Source organism: Actinomadura geliboluensis (assembly GCF_005889745.1).
Classification (GTDB): Bacteria; Actinomycetota; Actinomycetes; order Streptosporangiales; family Streptosporangiaceae; genus Spirillospora; species Spirillospora geliboluensis.
In genome coordinates this window covers 21118-41186 of sequence record NZ_VCKZ01000022.1, presented here as the reverse complement: position 1 = coordinate 41186, position 20069 = coordinate 21118, and the positions used below count along the sequence as shown (strand labels likewise).

Sequence of the window (20069 nt, the reverse complement as noted above, 5' to 3'; positions counted from 1 at the left end):
CAGGGCGCCCGCCTCCCCGGCCGCGACGGTCACCGCCGCCGCCGACGAGCCCATCGCCATCGTGGCCATCGGCTGCCGCTACCCGGGCGGCGTGTACTCCGCGGACGACCTGTGGACGCTGGTGGCGAGCGGGACGGACGCCGTCGCGGAGTTTCCGGCCACCCGCGGCTGGGACGTCGAGAAGCTCTACGACCCCGAGCCGGGCAAGCCCGGCAAGTCCTACACGCGCCACGGCGCGTTCCTCTACGACGCCGACGCCTTCGACCCCGCCTTCTTCGGCATCAGCCCCCGCGAAGCCCTCGCCATGGACCCCCAGCAGCGCCTCCTGCTGGAGGTCGCGTGGGAGACGATCGAACGCGCCGGCATCGACCCGGCCGCCCTCCACTCCACCCCCACCGGCGTCTTCGCCGGCGTCATGTACGGCGACTACCGCACCCGCCTCAGCGCCGTCCCCGACGACCTGCAGGGCTACATCGGCAACGGCAGCGCGGGCAGCGTCGCCTCCGGCCGGGTCGCGTACGCCCTCGGGCTGGAGGGCCCGGCGGTGACGGTCGACACCGCCTGCTCCTCCTCGCTGGTGGCCGTCCACCTGGCCGCGCAGTCGCTGCGCTCCGGGGAGTGCACGCTGGCGCTGGCCGGCGGTGTCACCGTCATGGCGACGCCCGACATCTTCACCGAGTTCAGCAAGCAGCGCGGCCTGGCCGCCGACGGGCGGTGCAAGGCGTTCGCGTCCGCCGCCGACGGCACCGGCTGGGGGGAGGGCGTCGGCCTCCTGCTGCTGGAACGCCTCTCCGACGCGCGGAAGAACGGCCACCGGGTGCTGGCGGTCGTGAGCGGTTCGGCGGTCAACCAGGACGGTGCGTCCAACGGCCTGGCCGCCCCGAACGGTCCTTCGCAGGAGCGCGTCATCCGGCAGGCCCTGGCCGGCGCCCGCCTCACCCCCGGCGAGATCGACGCGGTCGAGGCGCACGGCACCGGCACCATGCTCGGCGACCCGATCGAGGCGCAGGCGCTGATCGCCGCCTACGGCCGCGACCGCGCCGGGGACCGGCCCCTGTGGCTCGGCTCGCTGAAGTCGAACATCGGCCACACCCAGGCCGCGGCGGGCGTGGGCGGCATCATCAAGATGGTGATGGCCCTGCGCCACGCGGTCCTGCCGAAGACGCTGCACGTGGACGAGCCGACCCCGCAGGTGGACTGGAGCGCGGGCGCCGTGGAACTGCTGACGGAGGCCCGCCCGTGGCCGGACACGGGACGTCCGCGCCGCGTCGGGATCTCGTCGTTCGGCGCCAGCGGCACCAACGCGCACCTCATCGTCGAACAGGCCCCGGAGGACGAGGACCCTGCGACCCCGGGTCTGCCGGAGCCCGTGGTGGCGACGGACGGGACGCTGCCCTGGCCGGTGTCGGCGAAGTCGCCGGCTGCGCTCGCCGACCAGGCGCGGCGGCTGCTGGACCACCTCGACCGCAGTCCGGAGGCGACGCCCGCCGAGATCGGGCACGCGCTGGCCGCGGGACGTTCGGTGTTCGAGCACCGGGCGGTGGTGATCGGCCGGGGGCCCGCCGACTTCCGGGACGGTCTCGCCGCGCTCGCCGCCGGGACGCCCTCCGCCCGCGTGGTCACCGGCACGGCGCCGCCCCGGCCCGGCAGGACCGCCTTCGTCTTCCCCGGGCAGGGCTCCCAGTGGCTCGGCATGGGCGTGGAGCTGATGCGCACTTCGCCGGTGTTCGCCGAACATCTGACTGCGTGTGCGGAGGCGCTGGAGCCGTTCACCGGCTGGAACCTGATCGACGTGCTCGGCCAGGTGGAGGGTGCCCCGAGCCTGGATCGGGTCGACGTCGTCCAGCCCGCCCTGTGGGCGATGATGATCTCCCTGGCGCGCATGTGGGAGCACCTGGGCGTCACGCCGGACGCCGTGGTGGGCCACTCGCAAGGCGAAATCGCCGCCGCCCACATCGCCGGCGCGCTGTCGCTTGAGGACGCGGCACGGCTCGTCGCTCTCCGCAGCAAGGCTCTGCTCAAGATTCGCGGCGACGGCCGGATGCTGACCGTCCTCGCACCCGCCGACCGGGTGCGGGAGATGCTGGCCGACCTGGACGGCGGCCTCGCGGTCGCGGCCGTGAACGGCCCGGCGACCGTCACCGTGTCGGGCTCCGCGGCGGCGGTGGCCGAGTTCAACACCGCGCTGTCCGCCGCCCGGATGATGCGCTGGGAAGTGCCGGGAGTGGACTTCGCCGCCCACTCCTCGCACGTGGAGGGCCTGCGCGACGAGCTGCTGGAACTGCTCGCGCCCGTCCGGCCGCGCCCGGCCGCCGTCGCGTTCTACTCCACCGTCGCCGGCCGCGCCGGCGGGCCGCTGGCCGACACCACCGCGATGGACGCCGGCTACTGGTACGAGAACCTGGCGGCCACCGTCGACTTCCAGGCGGCTGCCCGCGCCCTGCTCGACGACGGGCACACCGTCTTCGTCGAGGTCAGCCCCCACCCCGTGCTCACCAGCGCCTTGCAGGAGACCTCCGAGGACCACGAGGGCAGCGGCGAGGTCGCCATCACCGGCACCCTGCGCAGGGAGGACGGCACGTGGCAGCGCCTGCTGACCTCCCTGGCCACGGTCCAGGTCCACGCCGCCGCTCCGCGCTGGGCGGATTTCTATCCGGCCGCCCCGCCTGCCCGCGCCGACCTGCCCACCTACCCCTTCCAGCACCAGAACTACTGGCTGCTGGACCCCGGCAGGCCCGGCACCGACCGCCCGACCGGCGCTTCCGCCGACCCCGCCGAGGCCGAGTTCTGGGAAGCCGTCGAACGCGAGGACGTGGACGCCGTGATCGGCACGCTGGGCCTGGACGACCCGCCCGGCGAACGCGACGCCGCGGACCCCGCCGTGCCCGCGGTGCTGTCGGCCCTGTCGTCCTGGCGGCGCCGTCGGCGGGAGCAGGCGGTCATGGAGAGCTGGCGCTACCGCACGACGTGGAAGCCGCTGCCCGGTATCGGGACCGCCGGGGCGCCGGGCCTGGAGGGAAGCGCCTGGCTCGTGGTCGTCCCCGAGGCGGTGGCTCCAGCCCCGCTCGCGGACACGGTGCTCGACGCGCTGCGGCGCCGCCGGGCCGAGGTGGTCCGCGTGGACGTCGCACCGGCCGACCTGCGGGACCGCGCCGCGCTCGGCGACCGGCTCGCCGCCGCGCTCGCCGAGAGCGGGGTCGCCGGCCGCCTCTCCGGTGCGCTGTCGCTCCTCGCCCTCGCGGATGACGGCCTGGCCGCCGCACATGAGCCGGTCTCCGACGGCCTCATGGGCACGGTCGCCCTGGTGCAGGCGCTGGAGGACGCGGGCGTCGAGGCCCGGCTGTGGTGCCTGACGAGCGAGGCGGTGACCACCGGGAACGCCGACGCGGTCGCGAACCCGCTGCAGGCCCAGATCTGGGGTCTCGGCGGGGTGGCGGCGCTGGAACGCCCGGAGCGGTGGGGCGGTCTCGTGGACGTGCCCGCCCGGCTGGACGGCCGCACCGCCGAACTGCTGGCGGGGGTCCTCGCCGACGTCGGCCGAGCGGAGGGCACCGGCGGCGCGGGCGGAGGCCATGGCGAGGACCAGGTGGCGGTGCGTGCTTCGGGAGCGTTCGGCCGGCGCCTGGCGCGGGCACCGCTGGGCGACGCACCGGCGCGGGACTGGCGTCCACGGGGCACGGTCCTGGTGACCGGCGGCGCGGGCGCGGTCGGATCGCACGTCTGCCGCTGGCTCGCCCGCGCCGGAGCACCGCATCTCCTCCTGGTCGGCAGGCGCGGCACGGACACGCCGGGGATCGCGGAGCTGACGGCGGAACTGGCGGAGCTCGGCACGCGCGTGACCGTGGCCGCGGCCGACGCCGCGGACCGGGACGCGTTGCGGGAGGTGCTGGCCTCGGTTCCGGAGGAGCACCCGCTGACGGCGGTGTTCCACGGCGCCGGAGTGCTGGAGGACGGGCTGGTCGAGTCCGCCACCGCGGACCGGCTGGAGCGGGTCCTGCGGCCCAAGGTGGCCGCCGCCGCGGCGCTGCACGAACTCACCGCCGGGCTGGACCTGGAGGCGTTCGTCCTGTTCTCCTCGGCCGCCGGCGTCCTCGGCAGCGGCGGGCAGGGCGGATACGCCGCCGCGAACGCCTTCCTCGACGCGCTGGCCCAGGGGCGGCGGGCGGCCGGACTGCCCGCGACCGCCGTGGCCTGGGGCTCGTGGGGCGGCGGCGGCCTGGTGACCGGCGAGGTGGAGGAGCGCCTGCGCAGGCGGGGCCTGCCCCCGATGGAGCCCGAGACCGCACTGGCGGCGCTGGCCGCCGCGCTGGACCGGGAGGAGCCGCAGGTGACGGTGGCCCGCGTGGAGTGGGCGGACTTCGCGCCCGCGTTCACCGCGGGACGTCCCAGCAGGCTCATCGCTGACATCCCCGACCTCGCCGCGCCCACGGCCGGGCACGCCGCCGGCGGTGACGCGGACGGCGCGGCGGACGGCGACCTGGTCGCCCGGCTGAAGGAGCTGCCGGACGGGAAGCTGGAGAACGCCCTGCTGGACACCGTCCGCGCGCATGCGGCGGCGGTCCTCGGACTGCACGGCCCGGACGCGATCGGTGCCGAGCGGGCGTTCAACCTCGTCGGATTCGACTCGCTGACCGCCGTGGAGCTGCGGAACCGGCTGCGGCGCGCGACCGGCCTGCGGCTGCCCGTCACGCTGCTGTTCGACTACCCGACGCCGGTCGCCGCGGCGCGGTACCTGCGGGCGGAACTGTTCCCCGAGCGGGCGGCCCGCAACGGCGGCGCCGCACCCGGCGGGACGGGCGCGGACATGGACGACGCCGGGCTGCGGAACCTGATGCTGTCGATCCCGCCCGCGCGGCTCCGCGAGGCCGGGCTGCTGGAGCCGCTGCTGACCCTGGCGGGCCGCCCGGCGCCCGGCGGCGCCGAACCGGGCGGCGCGGATCCCGGGCCGGAGAACGGCGGCGGTCCGTCGCTGGACGAGATGGGCGTGGACGACCTGGTGCGCATGGCGATGAAGAACGACGAACCCGACGAGACGCGGAGGTCATGATGGCCGAACCGAACGATGCCGTCGTCGAGGCGTTGCGCGCGTCTCTGAAGGAGACCGAGCGGCTGCGCCGGCTGACCGCCGAGCTGTCCGCGGCGCAGCGCGAGCCGATCGCGATCATCGGCATGAGCTGCCGCTACCCGGGCGGCGTGCGCTCGCCGGAGGAGCTGTGGGAGCTGGTCGCCGCGGGGCGGGACGCCATCGCGGAGTTCCCGCGGAACCGCGGCTGGGACGTCGACGAGCTGTACTCGCCGGAGCCGGGCGTCCAGGGCAAGTCGTACGTGCGCGAGGGCGGCTTCGTGTACGACGCGGACGAGTTCGACCCGGGCTTCTTCGAGATCAGCCCGCGCGAGGCGATGGCGGTCGACCCGCAGCAGCGGCTCCTGCTGGAGACGTCGTGGGAGGCGATCGAGCGGGCCGGCATCGACCCGACGGCGCTGCGCGGCAGCCGCACGGGCGTCTTCGTGGGGATCGCGCACCAGGACTACGGGCTGCCGATCCACGAGGCGCCGGAAGCGCTCGAAGGCTACCTGGGGACGGGCACCTCGACCGCGGTCGCCTCCGGGCGCATCTCCTACGTGTGGGGGTTCGAAGGGCCGGCCGTCACGGTCGACACGGCGTGCTCGTCGTCGCTGGTGACCCTGCACCTGGCGGTCCGGGCGCTGCGCGGCGGCGAGTGCTCGCTGGCGCTGGCGGGCGGCGTGACGGTCATGGCGCAGCCGGGCGCGTTCATCGAGTTCAGCCGGCAGCGCGGGCTGGCCCCGGACGGCCGCTGCAAACCGTTCGCGTCCGCCGCCGACGGCACGGCCTGGGGCGAGGGCGCGGGCCTGCTGCTCCTGGAACGCCTCTCCGACGCGCGGCGGAACGGCCACCGGGTGCTGGCGGTCGTTCGCGGTTCGGCGGTCAACCAGGACGGCGCGTCCAACGGCCTGACCGCGCCGAACGGCCCCTCCCAGCAGCGCGTCATCCGGCAGGCCCTGGCGGACGCGCGGCTGGCGGGCGACCAGGTGGACGCCGTCGAGGCGCACGGCACGGGCACCGCGCTGGGCGACCCGATCGAGGCGCAGGCGCTGATCGCCGTCTACGGCGGGGACCGGCCCCGGGACCGGCCGCTGTGGGTGGGGGCGGTGAAGTCCAACCTCGGCCACCCGCAGTGCGCGGCGGGTGCGGCCGGTGTCATCAAGATGGTCATGGCCATGCGGCACGGCGTCCTGCCCAAGACGCTGCACATGGACGAGCCGACCCGGCACGTGGACTGGTCGGCGGGCGCGGTGGAGCCGCTCGCGGAGGCGCGGCCGTGGCCGGAGACCGGCGACCGGCCGCGCCGGGCCGGGGTGTCGTCGTTCGGTGTGAGCGGCACCAACGCGCACGTGATCATCGAGCAGGCGCCCGAGGAGGAGGCGGCGGAGGCCGAGCCCGCCGCCGGACCCCTTCCGGGCGGGCTGGTGCCGTGGGCCGTGTCGGCGCGTTCGGAGAAGGCGCTGCGGGCGCAGGCGGAGAGGCTCCGCGATTTCGCCGCCGCCGACCCGGGCCTGGACCTCGCGGACACCGGCTGGTCGCTGGTCTCGGGAAGGGCGCGGCTCGAACATCGCGCGGTGGTGCTGGGACGCGACCGGGACGAGCTGCTCAGCGGGCTGGCTGCGTTGAGCGAAGGCGGCGAGTCCGCCACTGTGCTGCGCGGCATCGCAGGAAAGCCCGGTGACTCCGCGTTCATGTTCCCGGGGCAGGGGGCGCGGTGGGCGGGCGCGGCGGGACGGCTGTACGAGGCGTTCCCCGCCTTCGCGGAGAGCCTCGACGAGACCTGCGGGCACTTCGACGCGCACCTGCCCTTCGCCCTCCGGCCCCTGCTGCTCGCCGATGATCCCGCGGACCGCGAGCGGACCGACGTCGCGCAGCCCGCATTGTTCGCGCTGCAGGTCGCCCTCTACCGGCTCCTGACGCGGTACGTGCCGTGCCCGGACTATCTGATCGGGCACTCCGTGGGCGAGATCGCGGCTGCGCACGTTTCCGGAGTCCTCGACCTGGACTCCGCGACGAGGCTCGCGGCCGCTCGCGGCCGGGTCATGCAGACGGTCGGCGAGCGCGGCGCCATGCTGGCCGTCCGCGCCTCGGAGACCGACGTCCTCTCCGTGCTCGGCGAGTACGAGCGCGTCGGCCTCGCCGCCGTCAACGGTCCGGAGTCGGTCGTCGTCTCGGGCCTCCGCGACGAAGTGCGCGACCTCAAGGAGCGGCTTGCCGCCGGGGGCACGGCGGTGAAGCCGCTCGACGTCGACCACGCGTTCCACTCGCCGCTGATGGACCCGATCCTGGACGAGTTCGCTGGGGCGATCGGCGATTTGCCTGCGGGCGAGATGGCGATCCCAGTCGTCTCGACCCGGCTGGGCCGCGCGGCCGAGCCCCGGGAGCTGGCGTCCGCCGAGCACTGGGTGCGGCACGTCCGCGAACCCGTGCGCTTCCACGACGCGGTGGAGCACGCCCGCGCGGCCGGCGCGCGCGTCTTCCTCGAACTGGGCCCGGGATCGACGCTCGCGAGCATCACCAAGGAGTCCTTTGACACCGCGGGCGTGGACGACGCGCTCGTCCTGTCGGCGTCGCGGCGGGACCGGGGGGCGGTGGAGGCGCTGATCACCGCGCTGGCCCGGCTGCACGCCGGGGGCGGCGCCGTGGACTGGGACGCGCTGTTCGGCGCGCGCCGCCGGGTGGACCTCCCGACGTACGCGTTCGAGAGGGAGCGGTACTGGCTGGACGCCTCGGCGGCCACCGGTCCGGCGGACACGGCGTCCGCCGGTCTCGCGGCCCCGGGGCACCCGCTGCTCGGCGCGATGGTGGACCATCCCGGCACCGGCGAGGTGGTGTTCACGGGCAGGTGGTCGCTGGAGGCCCATGACTGGCTGGCCGACCACGCCGTGTTCGGCGCGGTCGTCGTACCGGCCACGGCCTACCTGGACCTGGCGCTGTCGGTGGGCGACGCCGTGGGATGCCCCGCGATCGAGGAACTCTCCCTGGAGGTCCCCCTGATCGTCCCCGACGAGGGCGACGTGCAGGTACGGGTCGTGGCCGGGGCGGCGGACGAGACGCAGCACCGCACCCTGGAGGTGTACTCCCGCCCCGCTGGCGACAGCCCGACGATGGGCGGCTGGACCCGGCACGCCACGGGCCGCCTGGCACCGACGGCCGCCGCGCCGCCGGACGACGCCCCGCCACCCGCTGCGTGGCCGCCCGCCGGGGCGGTGCGCGTCGACGTCGGCGGTCTCTACGAGAACCTCGCGGACACGGGGTTCGACTACGGCCCCGCGTTCCGCGGGCTGCGCGAAGTGTGGTGGCACGGCGACGACCTCCACGTCCTGGCGACGCTGCCCGAACCGGCGGACGGCGGCCCGCCGAGCAGCGGATACGCGCTGCACCCGGCGCTGATCGACGCGGCGCTGCACGCGGTGGCGGTCAGCGGCGCCGTCGACCCGGACGGCGGCCGGGGCTGGATGCCGTTCTCGTGGGCCGGGGTGGAACCGATCCGGGAGTGCGGCAGCACCGCGCGGGTCAGGATCACCCCGGCGGGCGAGGGCGCCGTGTCCGTGGTGATCGCCGACGAGCAGGGCCGGGAGGCCGCGCGCGTCGCCGCCCTGACGTTCCGGCCGGCGGGCGCCGAGCAGCTGCGCTCGGCACGGGCCGCCCACGAACGATCGCTGTACGAGCTGCGATGGCGGCCGCTCCAGCGTGGCGAGGGGGACACCCGGCACGGGCGGTGGGGGGTTCTCGGAGCGAAGGACGGCCTGGCCGCCCGGCTCGTCGGGGCGAGCGACGAGAACGTCCCGCTCCACGAGTCCATGGACGACGCCCTCGCGGCCGAGCCCGTCCGGCACCTCGTCCTCTGCCTGGACGACCTCCTCACCGCCGGCCCGGACGTGCTCACCGAGGTCGCAGACGCGGACACGCGCGTGCTCGGCTGGATCCGGCGGTTCCTCGCCGAGGAGCGGTTCGGCGGATCCACGCTGGTGTTCCTCACCCGCCTCGCCGTCGGCACCGGGAGCGGGGAGCGCGTCGAGAGCCTCCCCGGCGCGTCCGTGTGGGGCCTGGTCCGGTCCGCCCAGGCCGAGCACCCCGGCAGGTTCCGGCTGGTGGACGTCGACGACGAGGAGGCGTCCTTCGCGCTTCTCCCGGGCGTCCCGGCCATCGGTGAGGACCAGCTGGCCCTGCGCGGCGGCGCGCACCTCGTGCCGCGCATGGCGCCGGCCTCGCTCCCGGACCACCGGCTCGCGGCTCCGGCGGCCGGCGCGCACCGGCTGGGCATCCCGGACAGGGGGACGCTGGAGAACCTGACCTGGGTTCCCTGCCCGGAGGTGGAGGCGCCCCTGGCGAGCGGCCAGGTCCGCGTCGCGGTGCACGCCGCGGGGCTCAACTTCCGGGACGTCACGATCGCCCTCGGACTGGTGGACAGAACGGCCTTCGACGCCGAGATCGGAAGCGAGGGCGCCGGGGTGGTCCTGGACGTCGCGGACGACGTCACCGGGCTGGCACCGGGCGACCGCGTGACGGGCGCGCTCCACGGCGCCTTCGGCCGGGTCGCGGTGGCGGACCACCGTCTGCTCACGCCCTTCCCCGACAACTGGAGCCACGCCGAGGCGGCGTCCGTGCCGACCGCCTTCCTGACCGCCTACTACGCGCTCTTCCACGTGATCAAGCTCCAGAAGGGGCGGCGGATCCTCATCCACGCCGCGGCGAGCGGCGTCGGGATGGCCGCCGTCCAACTGGCGCAGCACGCCGGGGCCGAGGTCTACGCGACCGCGAGCCCGGCCAAGTGGCCCGCCCTGCGCGCCCTGGGACTGGACGACGAGCACCTGGCGTCGTCGCGGGACCTGGCGTTCGCGGACGCGTTCCTGGAGGCCACGGGCGGGCGCGGGGTGGACGTCGTCCTCAACTCCCTCGCGCACGCGTTCGTCGACGCCTCCCTCCGGCTGCTCCCCGAGGGCGGGCACTTCCTCGAAATGGGCAAGACCGACATCCGCGATCCCCGGCGCGTGGCGGCCGACCACCCCGGCGTCGACTACCGCGCCTTCGACGTCTACGGATCGGCGGGCCCCGAGCTGCTCCAGGAGATGACCCGCGCGGTCATGGACCTGTTCGCCGCCGGGAGCCTGCGCCTCAACCCGGTCTCGGTCCGGGACGTCCGCGACGCGCGCAAGGCGTTCCGCGAGATGAGTCAGGGCCGCCACGTCGGCAAGCTGGTCCTCGACGTGGGCGGCGGCTTCGGCGGCGGGACCGTGCTGGTCACGGGCGGGACCGGGGGAGTGGGCTCGCTCGTCGCCCGGCACCTCGCCGCCGAGCACGGCGTGCGGAGCCTGGTGCTCGCGAGCCGCCGGGGGACGGCGGCCGGCGGCGTCCGCGAGCTCGTCGCGGACCTGGAGGCGGCGGGCGCGGCCGTCACGGTCGTGGCCTGCGACGTCGCGGACCGGGCCGCCGTCGCCGATCTGATCGCGGACATGCCGGCGCGGTATCCGCTCACGGCGGTCGTCCACGCGGCGGGCGCGGTCGCGGACGGCACGGTCGAGTCGCTGACCGCCGAGGACGTCGACCACGTGCTGCGCGCCAAGGTCGGCGGCGCGATCAACCTGCACGAGCTGACCAGGGGCCACGCTCTGTCGGCGTTCATCCTGTTCTCCGCCCTCGCGGGCGCGCTCGGGGCGGGCGGCCAGGCGAACTACGCCGCGGCCAACACCTTCCTGGACGGCCTGGCGGCGCGGCGCAGGGCGTCCGGCCTGGCCGGCGCCTCGCTGAGCTGGGGCTGGTGGGAGCGGCGCGGCGGCATGACCGCCGGCTTGGACGAGGCCCGCCTCGCACGCCTGCGGCGGCTGGGCGCCGTCGAGATGCCCGCGTCCGAGGCGCTGGCGCTGTTCGACGCGGCGTGCGACCACGGCGGGCCCCTGCTCATCCCGGCCCGGGTGGACCTCGGCGCGCTGCGCAGCGCGGCCCGCGGCGAGCTGCCTCCCGTCCTGCGCGACCTGGTCCACGGCGGCCGCCCGTCCCGCGGCCGGACGGGCCAGAGCGGCGACGGCCCGCGCGGCCTGACCGCCCGGCTGGCCGCACTGGCGGACGGCGAGGCGGAGGCGGCCCTCCTCGACTGGGTCCGCGAGCAGACCGCCATCGTGCTCGGCCACACCTCCGGCACGAGCGTCGACGCGGACCGGGCGTTCACCCACCTCGGGTTCGACTCGCTGACCTCCGTCGAGCTGTGCAACCGCGTCGCGTCCTCGACCGGGCTGCGCCTCCCGTCCACCCTCGTGTTCAGCTACCCGACGCCCCGCGAGCTGGGCCGGCACATCCTCGGCCTGCTGCGCCCCGCCTCCGCCGCGCCCGGCGCGGGACCGTCCGGCGGCGCGGAGGCCGGCGAGCGGGCACCGGGCCCGGACGCGCGCGCGGGCGGACTCGCGGACCTGGACCTGGAAGGGCTCCTCGATCTGGCGCTGGACGAGAAGGGGAAGTGACATGGACGATGCCGCGGACCGGACGCCGGCGGACGGCGCGGACCGGGTCGAGCGGGCGCTCCGCGCCCTGCTGGAGGAGCGGGACCGCCTCCGGCGGGAGAACGAGGACCTGAAGGCCGGGCGCGGCGAGCCGATCGCCGTGGTGGCGATGGCGTGCCGCTTCCCCGGCGGCGTGTCGACGCCCGAGGGGCTGTGGGAGGCGGTCCGCGGCGGCCGGGACCTGGTGGAGGAGTTCCCCCGGGACCGGGGCTGGCGGGACGTGTTCGACGAGGACCCCGGCGCGCTCGGCACCTCCAGCACCCGGCACGGGGGCTTCCTCGCCGGCGTGGCGGACTTCGACGCCGAGTTCTTCGGCATCAGTCCGCGGGAGGCGCTCGCGATGGACCCGCAGCAGCGCCTGCTGCTGGAGGCGTCGTGGGAGGTCTTCGAACGGGCGGGAATCGTCCCCGCCGACGTGCGCGGCACCGGCGCCGGCGTCTTCTCCGGGGTGAGCTCCCCCGAGTACGGGCTGCGCTTCCTGGAGGTGGACCAGCACGAGCTGGAGGGCCACCTGTCGCTCGGGAGCGCGCTGAGCGTCGCGTCCGGCCGGGTCGCGTACCAGCTCGGGCTGACCGGCCCGGCGATGACCGTGGACACGGCGTGCTCGTCGTCGCTGGTGGCCCTGCACCTGGCGGTGCGGTCGCTGCGGTCCGGGGAGTGCTCGCTCGCGCTGGCGGGCGGGGCGGCGGTGATGACCACCCCCGCCGTGTTCGTGGAGTTCTCCCGGCAGCGCGGCCTGGCGCCCGACGGCCGGTGCAAGGCGTTCGCGGACGCCGCCGACGGGACCGGCTGGTCCGAGGGCGTCGGCGTGCTGCTGCTGGAGCGGCTGTCGGACGCCCAACGCAACGGCCACCCGGTACTGGCCGTCCTGCGCGGTTCGGCGGTGAACCAGGACGGGGCCAGCAACGGGCTGACCGCGCCCAGCGGCCGCGCCCAGGAGGAGGTGATCCGCAAGGCGCTGGCGGACGCGGGGATCGCGGCGTCCGAGGTGGACCTGGTCGAGGCCCACGGCACCGGGACGGTGCTGGGCGACCCCATCGAGGCCCACGCCCTGCTGATGACGTACGGCCAGGGTCGGGCCGAGGACAGGCCGCTCTGGCTGGGGTCCCTGAAGTCGAACCTCGGCCACGCCCAGGCCGCCGCCGGGGTCGCCGGTGTCATCAAGGCCGTGATGGCTCTGCGCCACGGCTACCTGCCGAAGACCCTGCACCTGGACGCGCCTTCGCGGCACGTGGACTGGTCCTGCGGCGCGGTGGAACTGCTGGTGGACGGGCGCGAATGGGAGCGGGGCGACGGTCCGCGCAGAGCCGGGGTGTCGTCGTTCGGGTTCAGTGGCACCAACGCGCACGTGATCCTGGAAGAGGCGCCGCCGACGGGCAAGGCGGCCGAGCCCATCCCGGGCCCGGCCCTCGCCGGTGGACTGGTGCCGTGGGCGGTGTCGGGAAAGAACCCGGCGGCGCTGGCACGGCAGGCGGCCGCGCTCCGCGATTTCGTCACCTCCCCAGCCGGTGCGCAGGCGGACGCCGCGGACATCGGCTGGTCGCTGGTGTCGAGCCGGTCGGCGTTCGCCCACCGCGCGGTCGTGCTGGGCCGCGATCGCGACGAGCTGCTGAGCGGCCTCGCCTCGCTGAGCGAGGGCGCGGAGCCCGCCGGGGTGGTCCGCGGTGTCGCCGGGGAACTCGGGGGAGTCGTCTTCATGTTCCCGGGCCAAGGCTCGCAGTGGGCCGGCATGGGCCGGCGGCTGTACGACGCCTACCCCGTCTTCGCGCGCGCCCTCGACGAGTGCGCGGCCGCGCTCGACGAATGGGTCGGCTGGTCGCTGCTCGCCGTGATCCGGGGCGAGGCCGGGGCGCCGCCCCTGGAACGGGTGGACGTGGTCCAGCCCGCGCTGTTCTCGGTGATGGTGTCCATGGCCGCCCTGTGGCGGTCATGGGGCGTGGAACCGGCCGCGGTGGTGGGGCACAGCCAAGGTGAGATCGCCGCCGCCCACGTCTGCGGCGCGCTGTCGCTGCGGGACGCCGCCAAGGTGGTCGCGCTCCGCAGCAGGGCGCTGGTGGACCTCGCGGGCCACGGCGGGATGGCGTCGGTCGTGGAGTCCGCGGACGCCGTGGCGGAGCAGCTCGCCCCGTGGAGCGGCCGGCTGGGCCTCGCCGCCGTCAACGGGCCCCGCTCGGTGGTGGTGTCCGGAGCGCTGGATGCCCTCGACGAATTCCTTGAGAAGATGAACGCCGAAGGTGTCCGGGCCAGGCGGATATCGGTCGATTACGCCTCCCATTCCCCCGAGGTGGCCCGGGTTCGCGAACAAGTGGTCGGGCCGCTTGCTGATGTGCGGCCTCGAACGTCGGAACTGCCTTTCTATTCGACCCTGTACGGTGAGGTCATCGACACCGTCGAGCTGGACGGCGACTACTGGTACACCAACCTCCGTGAAAAGGTGCTCTTCGAATCGTCCGTCCGCAGGCTGGCCGACGACGGTTACCGCGTCTTCATCGAGATGAGCCCGCACCCCGTCCTGACCGTTCCGGTGCAGGAAATGGTCGACGAGGTGGACAGCGCGGTCGTCCTGTCGTCGTCCCGCCGCGACCGCGGGGAGGTCGAGGCCATGGCCGACTCGCTGGCCCAGCTGTACGTGCGGGGCGGGACCGTGGACTGGGCCGCCCTGTTCGGGACGCGCAGGCGGACCGACCTCCCGACCTACGCGTTCCAACGGCGGCGCTACTGGCTGAACTCCTCGCACACGGCGGTGGCGATGGAGATCCCCGCGGACGCGCCGGCCGAAGAGGACGAGCAGGTCACCCCGCTGCCCGAGAGGGTCGCGGCCCTCCCCGAGGGCGTCGCGGAGGCGCTCGTCCTGGACCACGTCCTGGAGAAGATCGCCACCGTCCTCGGGCATGCCCCCGGCGAGAGCGTCGACCCCGACCGGGAGTTCAAGGACCTCGGCTTCGACTCGCTGCTGGCGATGGACCTGAGCAGGCGCCTGGCCGCCTCGACGGGGGTCAGGCTGAAGCCGACGCTGGTGCTGCGGCACCCGTCACCGCGGCTGATCGCCGGGCACATCGCGGCCGTGATGCTCGACCGCCGTCCCGCCTGACCCCGCGGTGTCCCGCCGGCGGGACACCGCACGCCCGGCGCCGGCATCGTGTTGACCGGCCGATCCACGTCCGTGAAAGTGGATATGAATTGGTGGTTCGCTCCGGTTCGCGGTCCCATTGTTGGGGAGTTGATGTCCATGCGCTCGTTCGATGCGTCGGCTGCGCATAAAGGGTTGTGGCTGGCGCAGAAAATGATGCCCGACACGCTCAACCACGCCCTGTCCATGTGGGAGGTGGACGGCGAACTGGACGTCGCCCTCATGGAATCCGCATTCCTGCGCGTGATGGAGGAAGCGGAGGTGCTGCGCGTCAACTTCGTCGACAACGGCGACGGCGACCTGCGCATCGTGCCGCGCGGCCTGGGGGAGTGGCGGCCGTTCTTCCTGGACGCCGGCGGCGAGGACGAACCCGACCGGGCGGCGCGCGAGGCGCTGTCCGGCATGCTGGCGCAGCCGTTCGACCTGGAGCGGGACCTGCTGTTCCGGCTGGGCGTGGTCAGGCTCGCGCAGGCCCGCTTCCTGGTGGTCCTCGCCTACCACCACCTCATCTCGGACGGCTACGGCGTGGGCGGCCTGCTGTCGCGGCGCCTCGCCGAGGTGTACACGGCGCTGGCGCGCGGCGCGGAGGTGAGCGAACCGCCCCACCCCTGGGACGCCGAGTCGTACGCGGCCGAGGCGTCGGAGTACCTCGCCTCCCAGCGGTTCACCGACGACATGGAGTTCTGGCGCGACTACCTGAAGGACGCGCCCCCGCCCGCACAGGTGCCGCGCCTCGCCGTGCCGGACCCGGACGCGGAACCCGGACCGTGGAGTCCCGCCGACCGCTGGTCGGAGCTGGCCGGCGCCCTCGGCATGGTGAGCCGGACGGTGGCCGTCCCCCGCGCCGAGGCGGACGCGTGGGGCGAGGCCGCCGAGTCCATGGGCGTCTGGACGTCGTCGTTGCTGACCGCCGGCGCGGCGGTGTTCCTCCGGCACCGCTGCGACCACCCGGAGTTCCTCCTCTCGGTGGCGATGGGCAACCGGACCGGGGCCGCGGGCAGGACGCCCGGGCTGGCGGTGAACGTGGTGCCGATCCGCGTGCGGGTCCCGCTCACCGCGACCTTCGCCGAGACCGCCGAGGCGGTGCTCGACGAGACGTACGAGGTCTTCGGCCGGGCCGCCTGCCACTACTCCGACATCCAGCGCGCGAGCGGGACCGTCCTCAGCGGCCGCGGCGGCTTCGGCGCCGTCATGAACGTCGTCGACTTCACGGGCGAACTCGATTTCGGCGGCGGCCCGGCGCGCTACACCGGCGGCACGAACGGGGTCTTCGACGAGCTGTCGATCAGCGTCTGCACCGACGGGACCGACGGAAGCGACCTGTACTTCCGGCTCGACGCCCCCGCCGGCCTGTACACCGCGGCGGAGCTGCGCCTCATCGGCGCCGACCTCGTCGCGTACGTCCGGGCCGCGGCCGCCGACCCGAAGCTGCCCGTCGGCGCGCTGGACGTGGTGAGCGGCGCCGACCGGGACCGGGTGCTGGCCGCGCCGAACGACACGGACGCCCCGCTGCCCGGCCTGACCGTCCCGGAGCTGTTCGCCCGCCAGGCGGCGCGGACCCCCGACGCCGCTGCGGTGGTGTCCGGGGACGGCGCGCTCTCGTACCGCGAGCTGGACGAGCGGTCGAGCCGCCTGGCCGGGGCGCTGCGCCACCGGGGCGTCGGGGCCGAGACGGTCGTGGCGGTGGCGATGCCCCGCTCGGCGGACCTGGTCGTCGCCCTGCTGGGCGTGGCGAAGGCGGGCGGAGCCTACCTGCCCGTCGACCCCGCGTCCCCGGCGGAGCACATCGCGTCGGTTCTCGGCGGGTCGGCGCAGGTGCTCCTCACGAGCGAGGCGCCGCCCGCCGACCTGGACGTCCCGACGATCCTCTTCGGCGACCTCGACTCGGACACCGCCGATGGCGCGCGAGCCGTCCGCCCGGACAACCTCCTGGCCGTCACGCACGGTTCGACCGGCGCGGCGGAGGTCGCCCTGACGCACCGGAACATGGAGCGGTTCGCGATGGACCGCCGGTGGCGGGACGGCGGCGCCGGCACCGTGCTGTGGCACGCGCCGCACACCTTCGACGCGTTCGCCCTCGAAGTCTGGGCGCCGCTCCTCAACGGCGGGCGGGTGGTCGTGGCCCCGCCGGGAGAGCTGGACCTCGACGCGCTCGCCGCCGTGCGGGCCGCGCACGAGATCTCGGTGATGTGGTCGCCCGCGGACCTGCTCGCGTCGATCGCCGCGGAGCGCCCCGACGGCCTCGCCGGGATGCGCGAGGTGTGGACCTGCGGCGACCGCGTGTCCGCCGCCGCGCTGCGGCGGGTGCGGGACGCGTGCCCGGAGCTGGCGATCGTCCACGGCCACGGACCGGGGGAGACGGGCGGCTTCGCCGCGTGCCACCGCCTCCCGGCCGGCGAGCCGTCGCTCGGCATGACGCTGATCGGCCGCCCCATGGACAACACCTCCCTCTACGTCCTGGGGCCGGGCCTTGCACCCGTCCCCGCCGGCGTGGCCGGAGAGCTGTACGCGGCCGGGCCCGGCGTGGCGCGCGGCCTCCACGGCCGGCCGGGGACGACCGCCGAGCGCTTCGTGCCCTGCCCGTTCGGCCCGCCCGGCGCCGTCATGCACCGGACCGGGGACCGGGCGCGGTGGGGCGCCGACGGCCGCCTCGAACACCTGGGCCGGGTCGGCGCCCGCGCGCGGATCCGCGGCGTCCCCGTCGAACCGGCCGAGGTGGAGGCGGTCCTGGCCGACTACCCCGGCCTGGCGAGGGCGGCGGTGGCCGTCCGCGAGGACGGCTCGGGGCAGCGGCGGCTCGTGGCGTACGCGGTCCCGCTGGCGCCGCAGGCCGGCCTCTCCGAGGAGGAGCTGCGCAGGTTCGCCGCGGGACGGCTGCCGGAGTCCCTCATGCCGTCGGCGTTCCTGGTCGTGGACCGCCTCCCGGCGACAGCGGGCGGCTGGGTGGACAGGGCGTCGCTTCCCGAGCCCGCGTCCGGCGAGGGGAAGTACCGCGCACCGCGCAACGCCGTCGAGGAGGCCCTGGCCAGGGCCTTCGCCGAGGCGCTCGAGCTGGAGCGGGTCGGCGTCGACGACGACTTCTTCGACCTCGGCGGCAACTCGCTGCGCGCGATCAGGCTCGCCGCCCTGATCCGGGACGAGCTGAACCAGGAGGTGTCCATCCGCACGCTGTTCGTGGCGCGCACCGTGACCGGGCTGTCCGGCATGTGGCAGGACCTCGCCCGGTCCAGCAGGCCGGCCCTGCGCAGGAGGACGAAGGACGGCGAACTCCTCTGAGCGCCGGAAGGAACGCGGATCCATGGCAGCGGGAGAATTCACCATGAACGGTCGTGACAACGAGATCTACGACGTGGTCGGCATCGGATTCGGTCCGTCCAACCTGTCGCTCGCCATCGCCATGGAGGAGTACCGGGCGGACGGCGCGCGGGACGGGATGAGGGCCCTCTTCCTCGAACGGCAGCCGTCCTTCGGCTGGCACCGCAGCATGCTGCTGCCCTCGGCGACCATGCAGATCTCCTTCCTCAAGGACCTGGTCACCTTCCGCAACCCGACGTCGAGCTTCAGCTTCATCGCGTACCTGCACGCCTCGGGGCGGCTCCCGCGGTTCGTCAACAACCAGGACTTCTTCCCGACGCGCGAGGAGTTCCACCGGTACCTGGAATGGGCGCAGGCGCGGGTCGCCGACCGCATCGCCTACGGCGCGGAGGTGACGTCGGTCGGGCTGCCGCCGGGCGCCGTCCCGGAGACCTCGGACCGGCTGCGCCTCGAAGTCGCGGACGGCCGCGTCGTCGAGGCGCGGAACGTCGTGATCTCCACCGGCCTGGTCCCGAGCATGCCGGACGGTGCCGTCCGCGACGAGCGGGTGTGGCACAGCTCGGAGTTCCTGGAGAAGTACCGCCGGGCGGACCCCGCGCAACTGCGCCGGGTGGCGGTGGTCGGCGCGGGCCAGAGCGCCGCCGAGATCGCCAGGTTCCTGTACGACGAGCTCCCGCACGCCCAGGTCTGGGCCGTCATCCCGTCCTACGGCTACTCGGTCGCGGACGACACCCCGTTCGCCAACCAGGTCTTCGACCCCGGCGCCGTCGACGACTACTACTACGCCACCGAGCAGACGCGCGAGGCGTTCTGGCGGTACCACCGCAACACCAACTACTCGGTCGTCGACGGCGACGTCATCCGGGACCTGTACCGCAGGGCGTACGAGGACGAGGTCCGCGGGGCCCGGCGCCTGGAGTTCCGCAACCTCACCCGGGTCACCGGCGTGAAGCGGTCCGGCGCCGAGACCCGCGTCTCGCTGCAGACGGGCTCCGACGGCGAGGTGCGCGAGATCGACTTCGACGCGCTCGTCTGCGCGACCGGCTACGACGCGATGGAGCCGGCGCACCTCCTCGGCGACCTCGACCGCCACTGCCTGCGCGACGAGTCCGGCCGCTACCGGGTCGAGCGCGACTACCGCATCGCGACCGACCCCGGGATGCGCTGCGGCATCTACCTCCAGGGCGGCACCGAGCACAGCCACGGCCTGAGCTCGTCGCTGCTGTCGAACATCGCCGTACGGAGCGGGGAGATCGCCGACTCGATCGCCGCCCGGCGGGAGGAAGGGGAGTTCCAGGATGAGGAGTCCGGCAGAAGAGCGGTGGGTACGCCCCTTCCGCGATGACGACGGCTGCGCGACGAAGCTCGTCTGCCTCCCGCACGCCGGCGGCTGGGCGAGCGCGTACCGCGCCTGGCCCCGGGGGCTGCCCTCGGACGTCGGCGTCCTCGCCGTCGTGTACCCGGGCCGCGAGGACCGCTGCCGCGAGCCGTTCGCGACCGCGCTGGAGACCCTCGCCGACGACATCGCCGACGCCCTCGGCGGGCTCTCCGGGCACCGGCTGGTGCTCTTCGGCCACAGCATGGGCGCCTCGGTCGCGCACGAGGTGGCGCTGCGCCTGCACAAGCGCGGGCGCCCGCCCGCGGCCCTGTGCGTGTCCGGCAGGCGCCCGCCCCACGCCCTGGACGGCCGGCGGACGTTCTCCGGCACGGACGAGAAGATCATCAGGGATCTCGGGCGCTTCGACGCGAGCAGCGCCGAGGTCTTCGCCGACCCCGACCTCCGGGAGATGCTGCTCCCCGCCATCCGCGCGGACTACCGGCTGGTCGACGCGTACCCGGGCGGCCACCGGCCCCCGCTCGACTGCCCCGTGTACGCCTACACCGGTGCCGACGATCCCGAAGTGGCCCCGGAGCAGATGCGCGCCTGGGCGGACGTGACGCACGGCGCGTTCCGGCTGCGGGTGCTGCCCGGCGGCCACTTCTACCTGAAGACCGAGGAGTCCGCCCTGCTCGCCGACCTGACCTCGGTGATCGAGACGGCGGCCGCCGGGAGGTCGTGACG

At 75.0% G+C, this 20069-nt stretch carries 6 protein-coding genes; all 6 read left to right on the top strand.

Annotation, left to right across the window (positions count from 1 at the left end; genetic code table 11):
- Positions 1–5047: type I polyketide synthase (locus ETD96_RS47470; RefSeq protein WP_138635133.1), on the top strand; the 5047-nt coding region annotated here is incomplete at its 5' end.
- Positions 5047–11523 (top strand): type I polyketide synthase, encoded by a 6477-nt coding sequence (locus tag ETD96_RS05670; protein ID WP_205719119.1) that lies wholly within the window; start codon positions 5047–5049, stop codon positions 11521–11523. The genes ETD96_RS47470 and ETD96_RS05670, both read left to right, overlap by 1 nt.
- A gap of 1 nt (position 11524) precedes the next feature.
- Entirely contained in the window at positions 11525–14653 is a 3129-nt protein-coding gene (locus tag ETD96_RS05665; RefSeq protein ID WP_138635127.1) for a type I polyketide synthase, read from the top strand.
- Between the two features lie 138 nt (positions 14654–14791).
- A complete protein-coding gene (locus ETD96_RS05660) occupies positions 14792–17968 on the top strand; it encodes a non-ribosomal peptide synthetase (protein WP_138635124.1) in 3177 nt (1058 codons plus the stop codon).
- A 43-nt stretch (positions 17969–18011) separates the two neighbouring features.
- A complete protein-coding gene (locus ETD96_RS05655) occupies positions 18012–19352 on the top strand; it encodes a lysine N(6)-hydroxylase/L-ornithine N(5)-oxygenase family protein (protein ID WP_138635121.1) in 1341 nt (446 codons plus the stop codon).
- Positions 19306–20067, top strand: a complete 762-nt coding sequence (locus ETD96_RS05650; protein ID WP_138635118.1) for a thioesterase II family protein — start codon at positions 19306–19308, stop codon at positions 20065–20067. Before ETD96_RS05655 ends, ETD96_RS05650 begins: the two co-directional genes overlap by 47 nt.
- The last annotated feature ends 2 nt before the right edge of the window (positions 20068–20069 follow it).